The organism is Lysobacter sp. CA199 (assembly GCF_052078715.1).
Lineage (GTDB): Bacteria > Pseudomonadota > Gammaproteobacteria > Xanthomonadales > Xanthomonadaceae > Lysobacter.
In genome coordinates, this window is record NZ_JBQJIL010000005.1 from 409,811 (window position 1) to 425,475 (window position 15,665).

At 65.9% G+C, this 15,665-nt stretch carries 17 protein-coding genes; 7 read left to right on the top strand and 10 right to left on the bottom strand.

All coding sequences use genetic code 11. The features are described 5' to 3' along the window. Positions 1-60: 60 nt before the first annotated feature. Together ACTOWJ_RS11320 and ACTOWJ_RS11325 are read right to left on the bottom strand one after the other, a co-directional pair. The gene (locus ACTOWJ_RS11320; protein WP_441334710.1) at positions 61-960 is read right to left on the bottom strand and encodes an NAD(P)/FAD-dependent oxidoreductase; all 900 of its coding nucleotides are present in this window, start codon (positions 958-960) and stop codon (positions 61-63) included. Beyond that, positions 950-1,405, bottom strand: coding sequence for an Rrf2 family transcriptional regulator (locus ACTOWJ_RS11325; protein ID WP_441334711.1), 456 nt, complete (start codon positions 1,403-1,405; stop codon positions 950-952). The genes ACTOWJ_RS11320 and ACTOWJ_RS11325 overlap by 11 nt, the downstream gene beginning before the upstream one ends. Before the next feature lie 378 nt (positions 1,406-1,783). Here ACTOWJ_RS11325 and ACTOWJ_RS11330 point away from each other — a divergent pair, with 378 nt between their 5' ends. Beyond that, positions 1,784-3,625 (top strand): DUF885 domain-containing protein, encoded by a 1,842-nt coding sequence (locus tag ACTOWJ_RS11330; protein WP_441334712.1) that lies wholly within the window; start codon positions 1,784-1,786, stop codon positions 3,623-3,625. Between the two features lie 34 nt (positions 3,626-3,659). Here ACTOWJ_RS11330 and ACTOWJ_RS11335 read toward each other — a convergent pair whose 3' ends face one another. Both ACTOWJ_RS11335 and ACTOWJ_RS11340 read right to left on the bottom strand, forming a co-directional pair. After that, a complete protein-coding gene (locus tag ACTOWJ_RS11335; protein WP_441334713.1) occupies positions 3,660-3,890 on the bottom strand; it encodes a DUF6438 domain-containing protein in 231 nt (76 codons plus the stop codon). 146 nt (positions 3,891-4,036) lie between these two features. Continuing rightward, complete coding sequence (locus tag ACTOWJ_RS11340; RefSeq protein ID WP_441334714.1) at positions 4,037-4,249, bottom strand: DUF6289 family protein; 213 nt, start codon at positions 4,247-4,249, stop codon at positions 4,037-4,039. A gap of 477 nt (positions 4,250-4,726) precedes the next feature. On the opposite strand from ACTOWJ_RS11340, the gene ACTOWJ_RS11345 reads away from it, so the two are divergent. Further along, a complete protein-coding gene (locus ACTOWJ_RS11345) occupies positions 4,727-5,233 on the top strand; it encodes a nuclear transport factor 2 family protein (RefSeq protein ID WP_441334715.1) in 507 nt (168 codons plus the stop codon). On the opposite strand, the gene ACTOWJ_RS11350 is transcribed toward ACTOWJ_RS11345, so the two are convergent. Together ACTOWJ_RS11350 and ACTOWJ_RS11355 are read right to left on the bottom strand one after the other, a co-directional pair. Next, positions 5,222-5,767 (bottom strand): hypothetical protein, encoded by a 546-nt coding sequence (locus ACTOWJ_RS11350; protein ID WP_441334716.1) that lies wholly within the window; start codon positions 5,765-5,767, stop codon positions 5,222-5,224. The genes ACTOWJ_RS11345 and ACTOWJ_RS11350 overlap by 12 nt on opposite strands. Before the next feature lie 58 nt (positions 5,768-5,825). Then, positions 5,826-6,296, bottom strand: coding sequence for a hypothetical protein (locus ACTOWJ_RS11355; RefSeq protein ID WP_441334717.1), 471 nt, complete (start codon positions 6,294-6,296; stop codon positions 5,826-5,828). Positions 6,297-6,422: 126 nt separating this feature from the next. On the opposite strand from ACTOWJ_RS11355, the gene ACTOWJ_RS11360 reads away from it, so the two are divergent. Next, a complete protein-coding gene (locus tag ACTOWJ_RS11360) occupies positions 6,423-6,983 on the top strand; it encodes a hypothetical protein (RefSeq protein ID WP_441334718.1) in 561 nt (186 codons plus the stop codon). Positions 6,984-7,133: 150 nt separating this feature from the next. Here the strand turns inward: ACTOWJ_RS11360 and ACTOWJ_RS11365 are convergent, their stop codons facing one another. Continuing rightward, positions 7,134-8,336, bottom strand: coding sequence for a glycoside hydrolase family 88 protein (locus ACTOWJ_RS11365; protein ID WP_441334719.1), 1,203 nt, complete (start codon positions 8,334-8,336; stop codon positions 7,134-7,136). Positions 8,337-8,677: 341 nt separating this feature from the next. Here ACTOWJ_RS11365 and ACTOWJ_RS11370 point away from each other — a divergent pair, with 341 nt between their 5' ends. Together ACTOWJ_RS11370 and ACTOWJ_RS11375 are read left to right on the top strand one after the other, a co-directional pair. Further along, a complete protein-coding gene (locus ACTOWJ_RS11370) occupies positions 8,678-9,811 on the top strand; it encodes a DUF4861 family protein (RefSeq protein ID WP_441334720.1) in 1,134 nt (377 codons plus the stop codon). A gap of 379 nt (positions 9,812-10,190) precedes the next feature. Then, positions 10,191-11,408, top strand: coding sequence for a chitinase (locus ACTOWJ_RS11375; protein WP_441334721.1), 1,218 nt, complete (start codon positions 10,191-10,193; stop codon positions 11,406-11,408). Positions 11,409-11,974: 566 nt separating this feature from the next. On the opposite strand, the gene ACTOWJ_RS11380 is transcribed toward ACTOWJ_RS11375, so the two are convergent. The 3 genes from ACTOWJ_RS11380 to ACTOWJ_RS11390 all read right to left on the bottom strand — a co-directional run bounded on the left by ACTOWJ_RS11380 (position 11,975) and on the right by ACTOWJ_RS11390 (position 13,546). After that, a complete protein-coding gene (locus ACTOWJ_RS11380) occupies positions 11,975-12,358 on the bottom strand; it encodes a hypothetical protein (protein WP_441334722.1) in 384 nt (127 codons plus the stop codon). Positions 12,359-12,526: 168 nt separating this feature from the next. Further along, positions 12,527-13,006: a YybH family protein gene (locus tag ACTOWJ_RS11385; protein WP_441334723.1), complete on the bottom strand. Its 480-nt coding sequence runs from the start codon at positions 13,004-13,006 to the stop codon at positions 12,527-12,529. Between the two features lie 192 nt (positions 13,007-13,198). Beyond that, positions 13,199-13,546: a hypothetical protein gene (locus ACTOWJ_RS11390; RefSeq protein ID WP_441334724.1), complete on the bottom strand. Its 348-nt coding sequence runs from the start codon at positions 13,544-13,546 to the stop codon at positions 13,199-13,201. A gap of 504 nt (positions 13,547-14,050) precedes the next feature. Here ACTOWJ_RS11390 and ACTOWJ_RS11395 point away from each other — a divergent pair. Further along, positions 14,051-14,599 (top strand): hypothetical protein, encoded by a 549-nt coding sequence (locus ACTOWJ_RS11395; protein WP_441334725.1) that lies wholly within the window; start codon positions 14,051-14,053, stop codon positions 14,597-14,599. Next, positions 14,589-15,227, top strand: coding sequence for a hypothetical protein (locus tag ACTOWJ_RS11400; protein WP_441334726.1), 639 nt, complete (start codon positions 14,589-14,591; stop codon positions 15,225-15,227). The genes ACTOWJ_RS11395 and ACTOWJ_RS11400 overlap by 11 nt, the downstream gene beginning before the upstream one ends. The last annotated feature ends 438 nt before the right edge of the window (positions 15,228-15,665 follow it).

Here is a 15,665-nt window from a genome sequence, read left to right on the forward strand (position 1 = left end):
GACGGCGCTGGCCGTCCGGCGGGCGCGGTATGCCCGCGCCGGAGACGCGGCTCGCCCAAATCAGCTCGGCCGGATCAACGACTGATGCGCGCCCACGCCCGCCAGCACGCCCGCCGCCGAGGCCAGGGTGGCGTTCTGCATCGCGGTGGCGGCGTCGCCGGCCGCGTACACGCCGGCCACACTGGTCGCCTTCCACTCGTCCACGCGGATGTGGCGGCCGAGCGGGCCTTGTTCGAATTCGCAGCCCAACTGATCCGCGAGCGGACTGGCCATGGCGCTGGCGGGCGCGGTGAACAAGGCCGATACCGCGATCGTGCGTCCGTCGGCCAGGCGCACGCCGTCCAGTTGCGGCGCCGTGCCGAGCAATGCGACCACCGGTACGCGCTCGATACTCACGCCGCGCTGCGCCAGATGTTCGGCCTGCGCCGGATCGGGTTCGAACTCGGCTTGAGTGAAGTAGGTGGTCGGGCCCCAATCGGGAATCAATGCGGCTTGATGCGCCGACAGCGCATGGTTGGCGAGTACGCCGAGCGGCCGGTCGGCGACCTCATAGCCATGGCAGTACGGGCAATGCAGCACCGACACGCCCCAGCGTTCGGCCATGCCGGCGATCGCGGGCAGTTCGTCGCGGATGCCGGTGGCCAGGATCAGACGCGAAGCGCGATGCTCGCCGTCGTCGTCCATCGTCACCGAAAAACCCCCGTCGAGCCGTTGCGCCGCCGTCGCCGTGCCGCGCACGAAACGCGCCTGCGGATAGGCGAGCAACTGGGCGCGGCTTTCATCGAGAATCCGCGCGGGCGGCTTGCCGTCGTGGCCGAGGATTCCGTGGGCGTGCGCGGCATAACGGTTGCGCGGCAGGCCCGAATCGATCACCAGCACGCGCCGGCGCGCGCGGCCCAACTGCAGGGCCGCGCTGAGGCCGGCGAAGCTGCCGCCGACGACGATGACATCATGATCCACGACGACCTCCCTGCATGTGGCGCCTGCCGTGCAGGCGTTCGGTATGCGCGGCCAGATCGGCCAGCGTGAGCGAGGCCAGGCGTCGGTCGAGCACTTGCTCGGCCTCGCGCATGGCTTCGTCGAGTACATCGATCACCGCGCGCACCACCAGGCATTGCGGTTCGGGTTGCTTGGCCGCCAGCGGCACCATGCGTTCGCCCAGGGCCTGCTGGATCTGCGCCAGGCTCAGTTGATCGGGCGCCTTGGCCAGCCGCCAGCCGCCGCCGTGGCCCTTGACCGACTGCACCACCCCAGCCTCGCGCAGCCCGGCGAAGCTGCGCCGGATCACCACCGGATGGGTGCCGACGCAGGCCGCCATCTCTTCCGAGGTCATCGCCCGCTCGGGCTGTTCGGCCATATGCAGCAGCACATGCAGGGTGACGGAAAGGCGCTCGGGGTTCTTCATGTAACTAACGTTATTACGTGATGGCGCGGGTGTCAACAAGCCGCCTTTCGCGGCTCAGTGGCGTCATATCGCCGGCGCGTGGGCCATTATTCGTCGATGCGCGCGACCCGGATTCGCTTCCGCCAGCCATCGCGCCGTTCGTTCGCCAAGGACGCCGCGATCGGCTGGCGGTGCCGTGGCAGGGCGCGACAGGCCAAGCCTGCATAAGCCACGCTTATGCGTCGACCCGAATAATCGCGTTGTCCGCGCTATCGCCGGCTCACTAGGATCGCTGCAACGCGGACCGCCCGCGTCGCGACGGTGGGTCGCGGCGGGCGCCGCGACGACCGTGCGGCCGGCGGCATCGCGCCCGCACCTCCTTCCCCACGGAGGCTTTCCTTGAATCGTCGCCAGTTCACGCTCGCCGCGCTGTCCGCCGCCGTCGCGACCGCCTTGCCCGGGTGCTCGCAGTCGTTCGCCACGCCGTGCCAGCAGACCGATGGGCTCGCCGGCGCAGGCGCGGCGGACGCGCGCTTGGCCGACGTGTTCGAACGCATGTACCGCGCGCACCTGCGCAGCTCGCCGCAGAGCGTCAGCGTGTTCGGCCTGGATCACTCCGACCACGCCGCCGCCAAACACCGCATCGACGATCGCTCCGCGGCCGCGCGCGACCGTTTCGGCCGCGAACAAGCCCGGTTCCTGCGTGAGCTCGACGCGGTCGACCGCAGCGCGCTGAGCGCCGCCGATGCGATCCATCTCGACACCGTGCGGTACACCAGCGCGCTGTACGCGCAGGGCGCGCGACAGTTCGGCTACGGTCCGGCCAACGCCGCGCGGCCGTACGCGCTGAGCCAGCGCAACGGCGCCTATCACGAGATTCCCGAGTTGTTCCGCGATGTGCACCGCATCGATACCGCCGAGGACGCCGACGCCTATCTGTCGCGCCTGCGCGCCTTGCCCGCGGCGATCGATCAGGACAGCGAGCGCGTGCGCGCCGAAGCCGCGCAGGGCGTGTCGCCGCCGGGGTTCGTCATCGATGCGACCTTGGTCCAGCTCAAACAACTGCGCGATACCGAGCCGGCGCAGACCGAGCTGCTGGCCAAACTGCTGCGACGCAGCGCCGAGCTGCGCCTCGACGGCGCCCGGCCGGTGCAAGCCGCGCGCATCGCCGAGGGCCCGATACGCGCGGCACTGCAACGCCAGATCGAAGCGCTCGAACGCTTGCGCCCACGGGCGTCGAACGAGCCCTCCGTCGCCCGTCTGCCCGATGGCGAGGCCTATTACCGCTGGGCGCTGCAACTCAACACCAGCACTCGGCAGAGCGCGGCGCAGATCCATGCGCAGGCGCTGCAACAGGCCGAGGAGTACGGCGCGCGCGTCGACGCGATCCTGCGCGCGCAAGGGCTGAGCGAGGGCAGCATCGGCGAGCGCTATCTGGCCTTGGCGCGCGATCCGCGCCATCGCTATCCCAAGACCGACGCAGGCATGCGCCGACGGTACGAAGACCTGCAGGCGCGCATACGCGACATGCAAGCGCGATTGCCGAAACAGTTCGCATCGATCCCCGACCGGTCGCCGACGATGCATCCGCAGCCGCAACGGATGGAGTATTTCCATCCGGGCGCGGTGGCCGCTTCGCTTCCGAATCGCATGTACCTGAGCGAGTACGGCATTCCCGATCTGGCGCATTGGGAACTCAGCAATCTGCACTACCACGAAAGTTCGCCAGGCCATCATCTGCAGGCCAGCCTCGCGCTGGAATCGCCGGAGATACCGGCGCTGATCAAGATCACCGAACTGCGCGCGTTCACCGAAGGCTGGGGCCTGTACGCCGAGCGTCTGGCCGCCGACATGGGCGCTTACGAGGACGAACCGCTCGGCCCGCTAGGCCACCTGCGCTCGTTCCAGATGCGCGCGATGCAGGCCGCGACCGACACCGGCCTGCACACCCAGGGCTGGAGCCGCGAACGCGCGGTGGCCTATGTGCGCCCGATCACCGGCGACAGCGAAGCCGCCGCGTCGCAACGCGTCGACCGCTATTGCGCATTGCCCACCCAGGGCTTGGTCTACATGGTCGGCCGCAGCCAATGGGACGACTTGCGCGCGAAAGCGCAACACGCGCTGGGAGTCAAGTTCGACCCGCGCGCATTCCACGATATCGTCCTGCGTCAGGGCGTGCAGCCGTTCGAGTTGCTCGATAACAGGGTCGATGCATGGATCGCGGCGCAGGCCGGTGTCTGAGCGGTGCCTTGTGCGCAGCATGCGATTGCAGTGCTTACTGCGCTCTGTGCTCGCCGGTCGATGCGACGTAAGCCCGCCCGCTATAAACCACCGTACCGGCGCCATGCAGCGTGACAGTGCAGGAAGGGCACGACCCCAGGCATTCGGTGCGTTGCAAGCTGATCTGTTCGAACGGCATGTCGTGCAAGGCAGTGGGGCTTTGCGTCTGTGCGCTCGACGCTCCCAACAGCGCGCCGATGGCGACAGTCAGCGACCCAATGCGCATCCGTGGAGTCCTCGAGCGCCGCGATGGCGGAACGGGCGAATTCTATCCGGACTAGGCCTTGGTCGATTGAGCCATACGCGCTCGATAAACACAGCGAAGCCGCCCAAACCCACCGGGCGGCTTCGTATCTTCGTGAACGTGGTTCGTTACATGATGCAGCCGACATACGCCTTGGACTTGAGAGTCTCGACTCCCCAACCCGGATCGCCGCAGCCCGCGGGTTGGCGGACGCCGACGACGGTGCCCGCGCTGTCGTAGTAAACCACCGAACAGTAGCAGCCGCTGGAACTGGTCGCCGCGCCGGTACTGGCGGAAATCGCCAACAAGGTTCCCAATACAATCAACTTAATGTTTCGCATCGTAGTCCTCTCCTGGCCTTCGTGCGGCTGGTTGCCGCCGCTGGAAGATACAACGATGGCGCGCGCGGCGTTGCGGCTGCGGTGGAACTTTGGCCAAGTCCGCACGGTCGTGCGTGGGCAAAGTTAACTGCGAGAACGATCACAAAGCATGGCGGCGTTCGAGGTCCGCGCGCGCAACCTCGCCGATGTACCGGTCGTGCGTGCCGCTCGGATGTACCGTCGCTTCGGCCTTGTGCTCGGGATCATCCTGATGCGTTTGGCTCACGGTCCCTGGTGGCCACGTACTGCCTTCTGGTCTGGAACGGCAGGCGCGGCGCAAGTGGCATCGGCACGAAGCGCTAAGTGGCCGTTGTGCCACGGCCGCCGGGACGGCACGGTGGTCGCGCATCGAAACATCAGGATCTGTCGTGGACCGGCGCATTCACCGATCCGCCGACGACAAGGTCTTCGATATCAATCCCCTCCCTGGAGCCGGCCATGAAGCTCGCCGTGATTCTCGCACTGGTCACCGCACCCGCATTCGCGACCGAACTCCCGCCCGATCTGGCCCAGGCGGTACGCGATTACGATCGCGCCCAGGTCGACAACGACACCGCCACGCTTGGGCGCCTGGTCGAGGACGATTACGTACTGGTCAATTCCGATGCGTCGGTCGAGAACAAGCAGCAGTTTCTCGCCGACTTTCATCTGCCCGGATTCAAGATCGACCCGTACACGCTCAAAGAACCGATACACAAGGTCTGGAACGACGGCGCGGTGATCGGCGGTCTGCTCGATCTGAGTTGGACTCAGGACGGCAGGCATCAGACGCGCCGTTTGCGGGTGTCGTATGTGTGGGCGAAGCGCGACGGACATTGGCGCGCGACTTATGCGCAAGTCCCGCGCGTTGTTTCGCAGGTTCCAACGCCGAAACCGGGCCGAACCGATCCGCTCAACCGCGCCGCGGCGCCAGCGATCGGCCCGCAGTCTCTGTTATCGCCCTGATCCGCGCTTCATCGGCTCGTAGGGCATCCAGTCGATGCAGATCATCGTGAAATCCTGGTCGGCCGGCACCAGCGTGGGGCCGGTTGTCGCCGCGAACGTACGCACGGTGTAGGACACCACGCTGCTGTAGTCGTGCGGGACATCATGAAGAAAGTTGTGCGGCTTGTCGCTCGTCGACAGCTGTATGCTCGATACGCGGGGATCGTTGTTGCTGATGCTTGCGCTGCAGATTCCCTGGGTGAACGAATACGACCACACCCCGGTTTCCTCGTCGACCTGCGAATCGAGCGGGTAACTCACGTCGACCGAATAGACGCCGGTAGCGATACGCGAGGCGGAGCCGCCGGCGTAGCAGTCGGCTTCGCCATGCTTGGCCTGGACCGAACCATCGGCATTGATGTAAGTGGCGCACTTGCCGTGAGCCGATACGGCTGCGAGTGCGAGCAGTGGCGCTACAAGCGTCGCGGCGAAAATCGGGCCCTTCCCGGGTCGCCGCACCGCAGGTGGCATGGTGTCCGCCGATGCTGTGTTCATGGCCGCAGAGCTCCTGTCGAAGTCGGTTGCGGCGCCCAGGCGCGGCGCCGGAGGGCGATCAGTTGATGCAGATCATGGAAAAGTCCTGGTCGGCCGGAACCAGCGTCGGGCCGGGCGTGGCCGCGAACGTGCGCACGGTGTAGGTCAACAGGCCGTTGTGGCCTTGCGGGACTCGTCGCGGATAGCTGGTTGGCTTCGCATCGGGATACATCTTCACGCTCGACGCGCCCGTATGGTCGCTGAAGACGCTGGCGGTGCAGATGCCCGCGTGAAAGGTGTAGACGGCCGCGCCGGTCGCCGGGTCGGCTTCCTCGACGACCGGGTAGCTCACACCGACCGTGTACACCCCGATGCCAACGCGCGTGGGCGGCATCACCGCGCAATCGCCCTCGCCGCGGTTGGCTTGGACCGTGCCGTCGGCGTTGATGTAGATGTTGCAGGTTCCGTACCCCAAGGCGATCGACGGGGCGAGAAGCAGAACCGAGAAGACCGCAGACAGGCCGATGCGCTTGAACTGCATCGTTTCCATCGACGGCGCTTCGATAGCGGCGGTACGCATGTCATCGATCTCCCGACAAGGTGGACGATTCATCGACTGCGCCGGGGCGACGACTGGCGCGCGCCGCGATCATGGTCGTCCGGATGCGCCCTGTCTGTGATCGACCGCCACCTTGCCGGGCGGAACTTCGTCGTTTTGCGCAATCGCCTATCGATTCTCGACACTGTTCGATACGTGCGGGCGCTTGTCGCCGGCGTCCCCGCCGTCGCTGCGTACTTGTCTGCGGCGATGGGTCAGCAGGTCGCGTATCGCCTGTTCATGTTCTTCGTCGCGCCAGATGCTTCCGATGGTCGGGCAGCAGGTAAAATCGGACCGTGTCGCAAACCGCAGTATGATCGCCAATCATCGATGTCAGTAGCACAAGGAGAGCAGGTCATGAGGAAGTTGTATTCGATCGCCCTGATGGGTTTGGCTTTGGGAATGAGCCAGCAAGCGTTTGCCGAAGTGGTCAATCTGACCAACAGCGCCGACGGCGCGACTCACGAGGCCGCGGTTACCGCGGTCAAGAAAAACTTGAACGATGCCTGTACGGATCGCAAAGGCCAGCCCGTCGCCGACTCGTTCAAGATCGACGGTGAGGTCAAGAGCGCGAATCCCGAGGTGCCGAAGCCGTTCCACATCGATGCCAGGATGAAGTGCGATCTTCCGGAAGGTTGATCGAGGATCCAGGCCGATCCCGCGGATCGGCCGCTGCATGATCCAGAAGAACCCCGCTTCGGCGGGGTTTTTCGCATCCGGCTTGCACCGCGTGCGCTAACGCGGCCCCGGCGCTTGAGCACAGGCGCCGGCCCGCTCATGGCCTGCCGTTCAACCTTTGGGCAGATACCAGCGCCGATAGCGGAGCAGGGCTTCGACGAAGTAATAGTCCGCGTAGGTCAGCGGCACGTCGACTTCGCTGCCGTGCGGGATCGAGCCGACGCTGTGCTGCAGCAGGAAACCGCCGTTGTCGCCCAGCGCGGCGCGGTAGGGCGGTGCGGCCAGCGAGCGCAGCATGGTCGCGGCGGTCTCCACATAACGGGTGCGCTCGCTGCCTTCGGCGTATTGGCCTAGCTCCAGCAACGCCGAGGCGATGATCGCGCCGGCCGAGGCATCGCGCAGCGCGTCGGGAATGCCTGGCGCATCGAAATCCCAGTACGGGATCTTGTCGGCGGGCAGATTCCGATGATCGAGGATGAACGATGCGATGCCGCGCGCCTGCGCGAGGTAGCGCGGATCGCGGGTGAAACGGTAAAGCATCGTATAGCCGTACAGGCCCCAGGCCTGGCCGCGCGCCCATGCCGACTCGTCGGCGGCGCCCTGCGCGGTGATCTTCCGCTTCGGTTCGCCGGTCTCGGGGTCGTAGTCGACGACGTGGTAACTGCTGTAGTCGCTACGGAAATGATTGCGCAGCGTGGTGTCGGCATGATTGATCGCGATCTCGCGCAGCTTCGCGTCGCCGCCGTTCTGCGCCGCCCACAGCAGCAGCTCCAGGTTCATCAGATTGTCGACGATCACCGGCGACTGGAAGCGGCTGCTGCTGTTCCAGCTCTGGATGGACTTCATCGCCGGACGGTAACGCTGGGTCGCCGTCTGCGCGGCGGTGTCGACCACCGCCTTGTAGCGCGCATCGCCGGTGATGCGATAGGCGTTACCGAAACTGTTGAAGATCATGAAACCGATGTCGTGGTCGCCGGTGTGGTGCTTTTCCTTCTCCAGGATCGCCAGCCGGCGCTCGGCTTCGGCGAGCGTGGCCGGATCGCGCGTGTACTCGTAGGTCAGCCACAACGTTCCGGGATAAAAGCCGCTGGTCCACCACCGGGTATCGCTGGTGACCGGTTTGCCCTTTTCGAAACTGCGGGGCATGACGTCCGGCGGCGTGTTGCGCGCCAGCACCTGGTACTGCCGCGCGGCGAAATGCAGTTGGGTGTCGATCAGCGCGGCCATGTCGTCGCCCGCCGCGCGGCGCGGTTGTTGCGCGCAGGCGCCGAGCAAGGTGAGCGCGGCGACCAGGGGCATCCAGAAACGTTTCATGCCGACAGTTCCATGATGAGCGACCGGGCTCATCGTACCGTGGCGTGGCGCGGAAGCATCGGGCCGACTTTAGTCGAAGGCGGCCGTGGCGTGTCCGGCCCCGAGCCGTCGACGAGGCCCGCGCTGTCTGCGCTAAGACCCGTCGAAATGTGACAGATGGCCGGTATGGGCGCTGACAAGTGAGCCGCTTCGCTCCCGCAGGCTGCATGCTTTGTCGCCAAGCCGTTCTATCTTCGACCCATGCCGCTCAGGGAGCTGCCATGTCTTTCGCGACCGCCGCTGATTCACGTCTTGCCACGGCCGGCGCACGAGATCGTCGAAACGCCGCAGCGGGCCCGAGCATGCAGCGCGCCGTGTGGTGCCTGTGGCCCGCGCTGCTGGTTGGTTGCGCGCTGACGCCGCACGGCCCCGCGTCGGAAGCCTCGGGTCTTCGCTACCCATTGCGCAATCCGCTCGAAGAGACGCGACAGGAAGTGATCGAACTGATCGTCCCGCCGGGATTGCGGAACCAGCCGCTTACCGCAATCGATGAGCGCACCGGCGAAACGCTGGCGTTGCAGTACCCGGCGGCCTCCGATCGCATCGATCGGGCGCTGGTGCAAGTGCGTCTGGATCCTCATGCGCAACGCATCGTACGGCTGCGCGCGGCATCTGCGCCCGCACCGGTCCCGACGCTCGCCTACGGCCGCCACGTGCCCGAGCGCAAGGACGATTTCGCCTGGGAAAACGACCGCATCGCCTTCCGCGTATACGGCCCCGCGCTGGCGGCCGACGGCGAGGTCTCCAGCGGCGTCGACGTGTGGGCCAAACGTGTGCGCACGCCGGTGATCGATCGTTGGTATGCCGGCGGCGATTACCACGCCGACCATGGGCAGGGCCTGGATTTCTACAAGGTGGGGCCCAGTCGCGGTTGCGGCGGCATCGCCCTGCGCGACGGCGATGGCTTCGTCGCGTCCGGCAATTACCTGCGCTGGCGGCGCCTCGCCGCGGGACCGTTGCGGGTGGTGTTCGAGCTCGATTACGCGTCGTGGGGGCCGGTCGGTGCGCAAGTGGTGGAAACCAAACGCATCTCGCTCGATGCCGGCTCGAACTTTTCGCGAATCGAAACCCGCCTGACGCCGCAGTCCGCGCCAACCATGCTGCCGGTGGCCATCGGAGTGCAGCGCGCCGCGGCCGATCGCGTGGCCTACGACGCCGACGGCCATTGGGCCAGCGTGTGGAGCGCTCCGCTGGCGGGTTCGGGAAGCATCGGTTGCGCCGTGGTGTTGCCTGCGCAAACGGCGGCGACGATCGCCGACCGCGACGGCCACCTCTGGCTCTCGACCGCTCAAGCCGCAGCCGAACCGCTGATCTACTACGCCGGCGCCGCCTGGTCCCAGGGCCTCGACTTCCGCGATGCCGACGCCTGGAACGCCGAAGTCGAAGCGTTCGCGCGACGACTTACGGCGCCGATCCAGATCGGCGATGAGCGTTGAGTTCGCGCGCTGGCCAAACTCATCGCCCATCGCGAGCGCCGCATCGTCGTTGTGAACATCCAGAACCGGTGGTGAAGAGCCGCGGCGAACCCCGCCGGTCCTGACAGGCGACCGGCGAAGCCAGGCTTCATCCGCAACCGATGGACCGGGCTATCCGAACCGAACGTTCACCACGGCGGTATCGCGGCGCGCACACGTGCTGACGCCGATGTCGTGCGTCACGCGACGGATGCGAACTCGCGCGGCGCGAAGGCCGACTTTCGGCGATATGCGATGCAACTCGCGGTTCGCCGGGGACTGGACCTGTCCTATTGAACGCGGCATCGCCGTCGCGATCGCCGACAGGCCCCTTCTTCCCACCTTTCCCACGAGAACCGCCATGGCCCATCGGAACCCGTTCGTCGCCACTTCGCTCAGTCTCGCCGTCGCCGCCGTTGCCGCCGCCGCTTCGTTTCATGCCGCGGCCGCCGAGTACCGGATCGCGCGCAGCGCCTTGCTCGCCAAGGAGGCGCAGCTCACCGACGCGCCGTTGATGCGCAAGGTCAAGCAATCGATCCGCACCCTCGACAACGCGGCGGTCGAAGCGGTGCAGCCGGGACGCGCGGCCAATCCGGACAACGTCAAGCGGGTCGAATCGATCCTGAGCAACGCGCAGTTCGAATTCGTGTTCCCGATGCGCACGCCCGAATACACCTATCGCGGCCTGTTGCAGGCGGTGGCCAAGTTCCCGGCCGTGTGCGCCAACTACGAGACCACGGCCAAGTCCGACGCGTTGTGCCGCAAGACCCTGGCGACGATGGTCGCGCACTTCGCGCAGGAAACCGGAGGCCACAACGCCAGCAGCCCGATCCCGCAGTGGCGTCAGGCGCTGGTGTACGTGCGCGAGATCGGTTGGACCGAAACCTCGCGCAACGGCTACAACGGCGAATGCAATCCGGCCACCTGGCAGGGCAAGGCCTGGCCCTGCGGCAAGTTCGCCGACGGTACGTTCAAGAGCTATTTCGGCCGCGGCGCCAAGCAGCTGTCCTACAACTACAACTACGGCCCGTTCTCGCAGGCCATGTACGGCACGGTGCGCACCTTGCTCGACCGGCCCGATCTGGTCGCCGATACCTGGCTCAATCTGGCCAGCGCGACGTTCTTCTTCTCGTATCCGCAGCCGCCCAAGCCCTCGATGCTGCACGTGATCGACGGCACCTGGGTGCCCAACGCGAACGATCAGAACAACGGGCTGGTGCCGGGCTTCGGCGTGACCACCCAGATCATCAACGGCGGCATCGAATGCGGCGGCAGCGGCGAGCATCCGCAATCGCAGAACCGCATCACCTACTACCGCGCGGCCGCTGCCTACTTCCAGGTGCCGGTGCCGGGCAACGAAGTACTGGGCTGCAAGGGCATGAGAGCGTTCGACGCCAATGGCGCCGGCGCGCTGGCGATCTACTGGGAACAGGATTTCAGCTGGGTACCGAGCAATCCGGAAGGCAAGAGCTATGCCTGCAAACTGGTGACCTATCAGACCCCGCACTCGGCCTTGCTCGCCGGCGACTACGAGCGCTGCGTGGTGAACGCGTTTCCGAACGTGGTGGTGACGAACTGATGCGATGACGTCGATCGGACGATTCCGATCCTGTCATGGCCTCCGGCGAGCGACGGATATCTGTCGCTCGCCCGACGCTACGCCCGATCCGAGCGGAGCGGGTTCGTTTCATTGGGGGTGCGCCTCACACCTTCGCTTGGAAGGACGAGAGTCATCCTTCGCGTTGTCGCCGTTTCCGATCGCCGCCGGCTGGGTCTGGCGATAATGTTTGGTGCGCTGGGCTACGACAAAAAGGCGTGGCCGCGCGCGCGAACCCGACGCTGATCCGCGGAGCCGGCGCGTCCACAGATCGGCTCGACTTGGGCAGCAAGTGAAAGTGGACGCCGGCGCTTGAGGTCCGTGCGGTCGATTCGTCGCGATCCATCGCAACGCGAAGTGGCCAGGCATCCGGGTCAAAGAATGCTGTCGGCACGGCGATCTATCAAGGCCGAAGGGGCCGCCGGAGTGACGTCAAACATGAACAATTCAGACGGTTCGCCGCCGTTCGCGGCCACCGCTAGCCGCCGACCGCCATCGTCGGGCAAGTCGACATGGTCTCGAAAACCGCTTCCCGTGCTGAGCCGCCGTTATCGCCTGGACGCCGCGCGCTTGGCCAAGCGCGTTCGATTGGCCGACACCGTGCGGGCCACGGGTTTGAGTCCCTCGGCCAGGATGCGATCGCCGGCGTGGGCGAGGCCGGTCCAGCGCTGCCAAGGGCTGGACCACGGCGACCAAGCCGACCACAGGCCGGCCGAGAACGGCGCCAGCCACATCGCGTTGACCATGCCCCACCAGCTTTTCATCGCGGCGCTGCCTTTCTCGGCGACCATCCGATTCCATTCGCGTTGGTCCCGGCCCGACGGCGGTTGAGTGGCCCAGGCCATGTCCATCAGCCGTTGCGTGATCACGAACGGCGACGCCTGGGCGATGGTGGACAGTTGCCGGGTCGAACGGGAAGGCGCGGACGGCATCGGAGGCTGAACCTGTGAACTGCGATCGATCGAGTGTGTCACGCGACTGTGCAATCGCAGTGACGAGCGACATCGCGTTGCATCGCAGCGCGATGCGATGGCCATACTGCGGTACTCAGCGCCACGCAGAGCGGCAGCCAGAAGCTGCCGCAAAGCCGCATGCCTGGACTAGGGATTGGCGATCGGCGTGGTCGTATCGGCGCTCAACCGCCATTGGCCGCGCACCCGCGCCCAGTTGGCGACATCGATCGCGTGCAGAGTGATGCCGGCGGAAGGAATGGTGAACTCGACGCGATCGACGACGACGGCGCTCGAGCACTGTGGGGTGATCGTCTGCGCCAGCAGGGTGCGCTTGAACACGTACTCGTTGGCCATCACCGCGCGATAGAACGCGGTGATCGCCGGTTTGCCGTTGAGCACCTGGCCCAGGCTGTTGATCTGGACCGCGTCTTCGGCGAAGCCGGCCATGAAACGATTGAGATCGCGCCGGGCGAACGCGTCGCCGAGCGCTTCGGAGCTGCGTTCGAACTCGCGCTCGCAATGCCGATGCTGCGCCGCCATCGGGTCCTGCGCCGCCGCGGTGAGCGGAGTCAAAGCCGACAACGCGAGCGTCATGCCCGCAGCGACCATCGAAGTACGACGCTTCATGTTCGGTCCTTGCTGGAGTGGTTGGAGACCGAACGCTATCGAACCGACTTGCGCGGCGATGTACCCGGATCGCGAAAGGAGCTGACTGGGTTGCTCAATGCGTGATGCGTACGCAATGGCGTCGCAGGAGCTACGACGGAGTCGTCGGTTTGGGCGGCGGAGACATCCCGGTCGCCGATCCGAACGCGCCATCTAGGGCCTGGGCGGGGATGGAGATATGGACTTGGCGCAAAGGCAGAACAGCGCTGAGCTGAGCGGCAGCCATGCGAAACAGAAAGACAAGGTAATGATCGAGTCGTATTGATGGAAGGTCATGATTCGTGCGTCGTTTCCCAGCGCGACCGTCGCCAGTGTCATGACCACGAATCGCAGGGCGTAGTAGACAGGTGGAGCCAGCGCGACGGCGAGAAGCCAGCGGCTCGCTCTGCTGCGCAGCCGCCTGTGCATGACCATGCTTCCGAGCGCGAACAGCAGGTACCAGGCAATCACCGCCGCGGGGACCGAGTATTCGGCGAGCAGTTCTATGAAGCCGTCTTCCATGCACCCTGCTCCTGTGTGTCGATTGGTGAGGCCGTTACGTCTGGACTCATTGCCGTGCTTATTGAATCTTCCTGTTCTTCAATGAACTGGCAAGGGTCCGGTGCCCAACCCTGGGCTGGGGCACTGACAGTGTAAGCACGGTCGCCCGGATGATCGGGCCTCGCCTCGCTGCGGATGAGGGCGAATGATGGTGATCGTACCGTCCGCCGTGCCGGCGCAGGCTCCCGGCGCTTACGCAAGAACCGGCCCCGCGCTTGCTATCCTGCCGATCCGCCACGGTCTGGATTCGCCTTGTCGCTCCGATTCACTCGCGCCCGGACCCGTCGCGGGCGCATCGTCCGGCTTCGCGTCGCCGTCCCCGAGGACGAGGGGCGTTATTGCCTGCACTGGATCGACGAGACCGCCGCGGCCGAAGATCCGCCTCGCCCGTTGTACGGTCGCGTGGACGCGCGCGGGCAGGACGTGGCCGGCGAGCGGGCGCACGGTCTGGGCGCGTTGGGGGCGATGGCGGCGCTGGCCGTGCCGGCGACGCTGGGAGTGTTCGAGGTTCAGGGCGATGACGATTGGGTTCATTGGGCGGTCGCCGACGGCGACACTCTGAGCCTGATCCCGCGCCATCGCGCAACCCTGCTCGATCAGGCGATGGAAGGCTGCCTGCGCTGGCTGCCGGCGCTCGTGTTCGCCTGCGCCGTCGCGGCGGTGTCGTCCTGGCTGATGTTCGCCACGGGCGTCGCCTTCATCGTGTCGTGCACGTTGCTGGTCGCCTCGGTGGTGGCGATGGTGATCACCGGGATCGGGCTGTACGAGCACGCCGCGATACTGCTGGAAAATCACCGCTATGGCGAAATGATCCTGACCTCGGAAGCGGCCTTGCGCCGCGCACGCGCGCAGGCACGCGAACGTCCCGCGCCAGCAGCGCCCATGTACGAATCCGACGATCCGGCCGAGGACGAGGACGAGGACAAGGCCGAACGCGAGGACTTCGACCCCTTCCCGCCTCGTCGCCCGCGCGCGCGCGGGCGAAAAAAACGCAGAGCACGTCATGGACGTTGAACCGATCCGGTTGCTGCAGCTGGAAGCCGTGCTGGACGATCTTCAAGTGAAGACCGAGTACAGCGCCGGCAACCCACTGAGCTTCGACGTCTACCGCTTTTCTTTCGGCGAGCGTCGCCTGGCGTTCTACAGCCTGCGCGGCCATGGCCGCGTCGCGCCGTTCCTGGCCGTCGGCGACCGGGTCGAAGTGGTGGCCCATTGGCCGCAGCAGGCGCAGGACGAGGAAGGGCTGGTCTATGGGTTGCGCAACCTGGAGGACGGCCGGGTCTATTTCGCCCATGGGATCTTCCGCATCCGTTTCGCCGCCCGCGCGATGACCGTCTTCACCGCGCGCCGGCTGAAGGAAATGGCGCGCATGCTGGGCGTGCTCGCCTTGGCGACGCTGTTGCTGATCGGCGCCATCATCGTGTTCGCGGGTCCGGAGCCGGAGTGGGACATGTTGCTGTTGTGCGCGATCTTTTTCGCAAACGGCTTCGCCGTGATCGCGCTGTCCAGCGCGATCGCCCGTGCCCGGTGGCGGGCGGGGTACGCCACCGGCCGTCAACGGCTGACCGAACGCGTCTACGCTGCATGCGGTCTGCAGCCGCCCTTGATCTCGCGCTTGCCGCCGCGGGTCTACGAGGTCTGAATCCGACCGCCGTCGGCGCGTTGCGCCGGCGGTCTGTTGTGCGCGCGCATTGCGCACATGCAAGCGCCGGTGCGTCGCCATCGATGCCCTTCGCAACCGTATCCAACGGCTATGCAGCGCGGTGCAGTCAGGCCGTGGCACGCGTTCGATCACATCGATGTGGCCGCTGATGGCTTCCGAATACGTGTGACATGTGCCAAGTTGAGATTGTGACCGCGCCATTACGATGGCCGCCGATTGGTGTGCACTCCGTTATGTGACGTATCAACCATTTTTAGTGAGGAACGTGCAGCTCAGGTGTTCTCTCTGTGCCTTGTTCTATGCGTATGCTGATATGGAATACGCAATTCTTCATGAGTCGCCATACAAAAATGGTTGAATGCTTGTGAGGAAGTTGAACCAGCCGGCTGGCCGGCTGCGGGTTCAGGGGAGTCGTCG

Excerpts from the sequence above, each read along its gene's own strand:
- ACTOWJ_RS11325 (WP_441334711.1), bottom strand. The coding sequence starts at position 1,405 with ATGAAGAACCCCGAGCGCCTTTCCGTCACCCTGCATGTGCTGCTGCAT.
- ACTOWJ_RS11335 (WP_441334713.1), bottom strand. The coding sequence starts at position 3,890 with ATGCGCATTGGGTCGCTGACTGTCGCCATCGGCGCGCTGTTGGGAGCG.
- ACTOWJ_RS11340 (WP_441334714.1), bottom strand. The coding sequence starts at position 4,249 with ATGCGAAACATTAAGTTGATTGTATTGGGAACCTTGTTGGCGATTTCC.
- ACTOWJ_RS11345 (WP_441334715.1), top strand. The coding sequence starts at position 4,727 with ATGAAGCTCGCCGTGATTCTCGCACTGGTCACCGCACCCGCATTCGCG.
- ACTOWJ_RS11350 (WP_441334716.1), bottom strand. The coding sequence starts at position 5,767 with ATGAACACAGCATCGGCGGACACCATGCCACCTGCGGTGCGGCGACCC.
- ACTOWJ_RS11355 (WP_441334717.1), bottom strand. The coding sequence starts at position 6,296 with ATGGAAACGATGCAGTTCAAGCGCATCGGCCTGTCTGCGGTCTTCTCG.
- ACTOWJ_RS11365 (WP_441334719.1), bottom strand. The coding sequence starts at position 8,336 with ATGAAACGTTTCTGGATGCCCCTGGTCGCCGCGCTCACCTTGCTCGGC.
- ACTOWJ_RS11370 (WP_441334720.1), top strand. The coding sequence starts at position 8,678 with ATGCAGCGCGCCGTGTGGTGCCTGTGGCCCGCGCTGCTGGTTGGTTGC.
- ACTOWJ_RS11375 (WP_441334721.1), top strand. The coding sequence starts at position 10,191 with ATGGCCCATCGGAACCCGTTCGTCGCCACTTCGCTCAGTCTCGCCGTC.
- ACTOWJ_RS11380 (WP_441334722.1), bottom strand. The coding sequence starts at position 12,358 with ATGCCGTCCGCGCCTTCCCGTTCGACCCGGCAACTGTCCACCATCGCC.
- ACTOWJ_RS11385 (WP_441334723.1), bottom strand. The coding sequence starts at position 13,006 with ATGAAGCGTCGTACTTCGATGGTCGCTGCGGGCATGACGCTCGCGTTG.
- ACTOWJ_RS11390 (WP_441334724.1), bottom strand. The coding sequence starts at position 13,546 with ATGGAAGACGGCTTCATAGAACTGCTCGCCGAATACTCGGTCCCCGCG.
- ACTOWJ_RS11395 (WP_441334725.1), top strand. The coding sequence starts at position 14,051 with ATGGCGGCGCTGGCCGTGCCGGCGACGCTGGGAGTGTTCGAGGTTCAG.
- ACTOWJ_RS11400 (WP_441334726.1), top strand. The coding sequence starts at position 14,589 with ATGGACGTTGAACCGATCCGGTTGCTGCAGCTGGAAGCCGTGCTGGAC.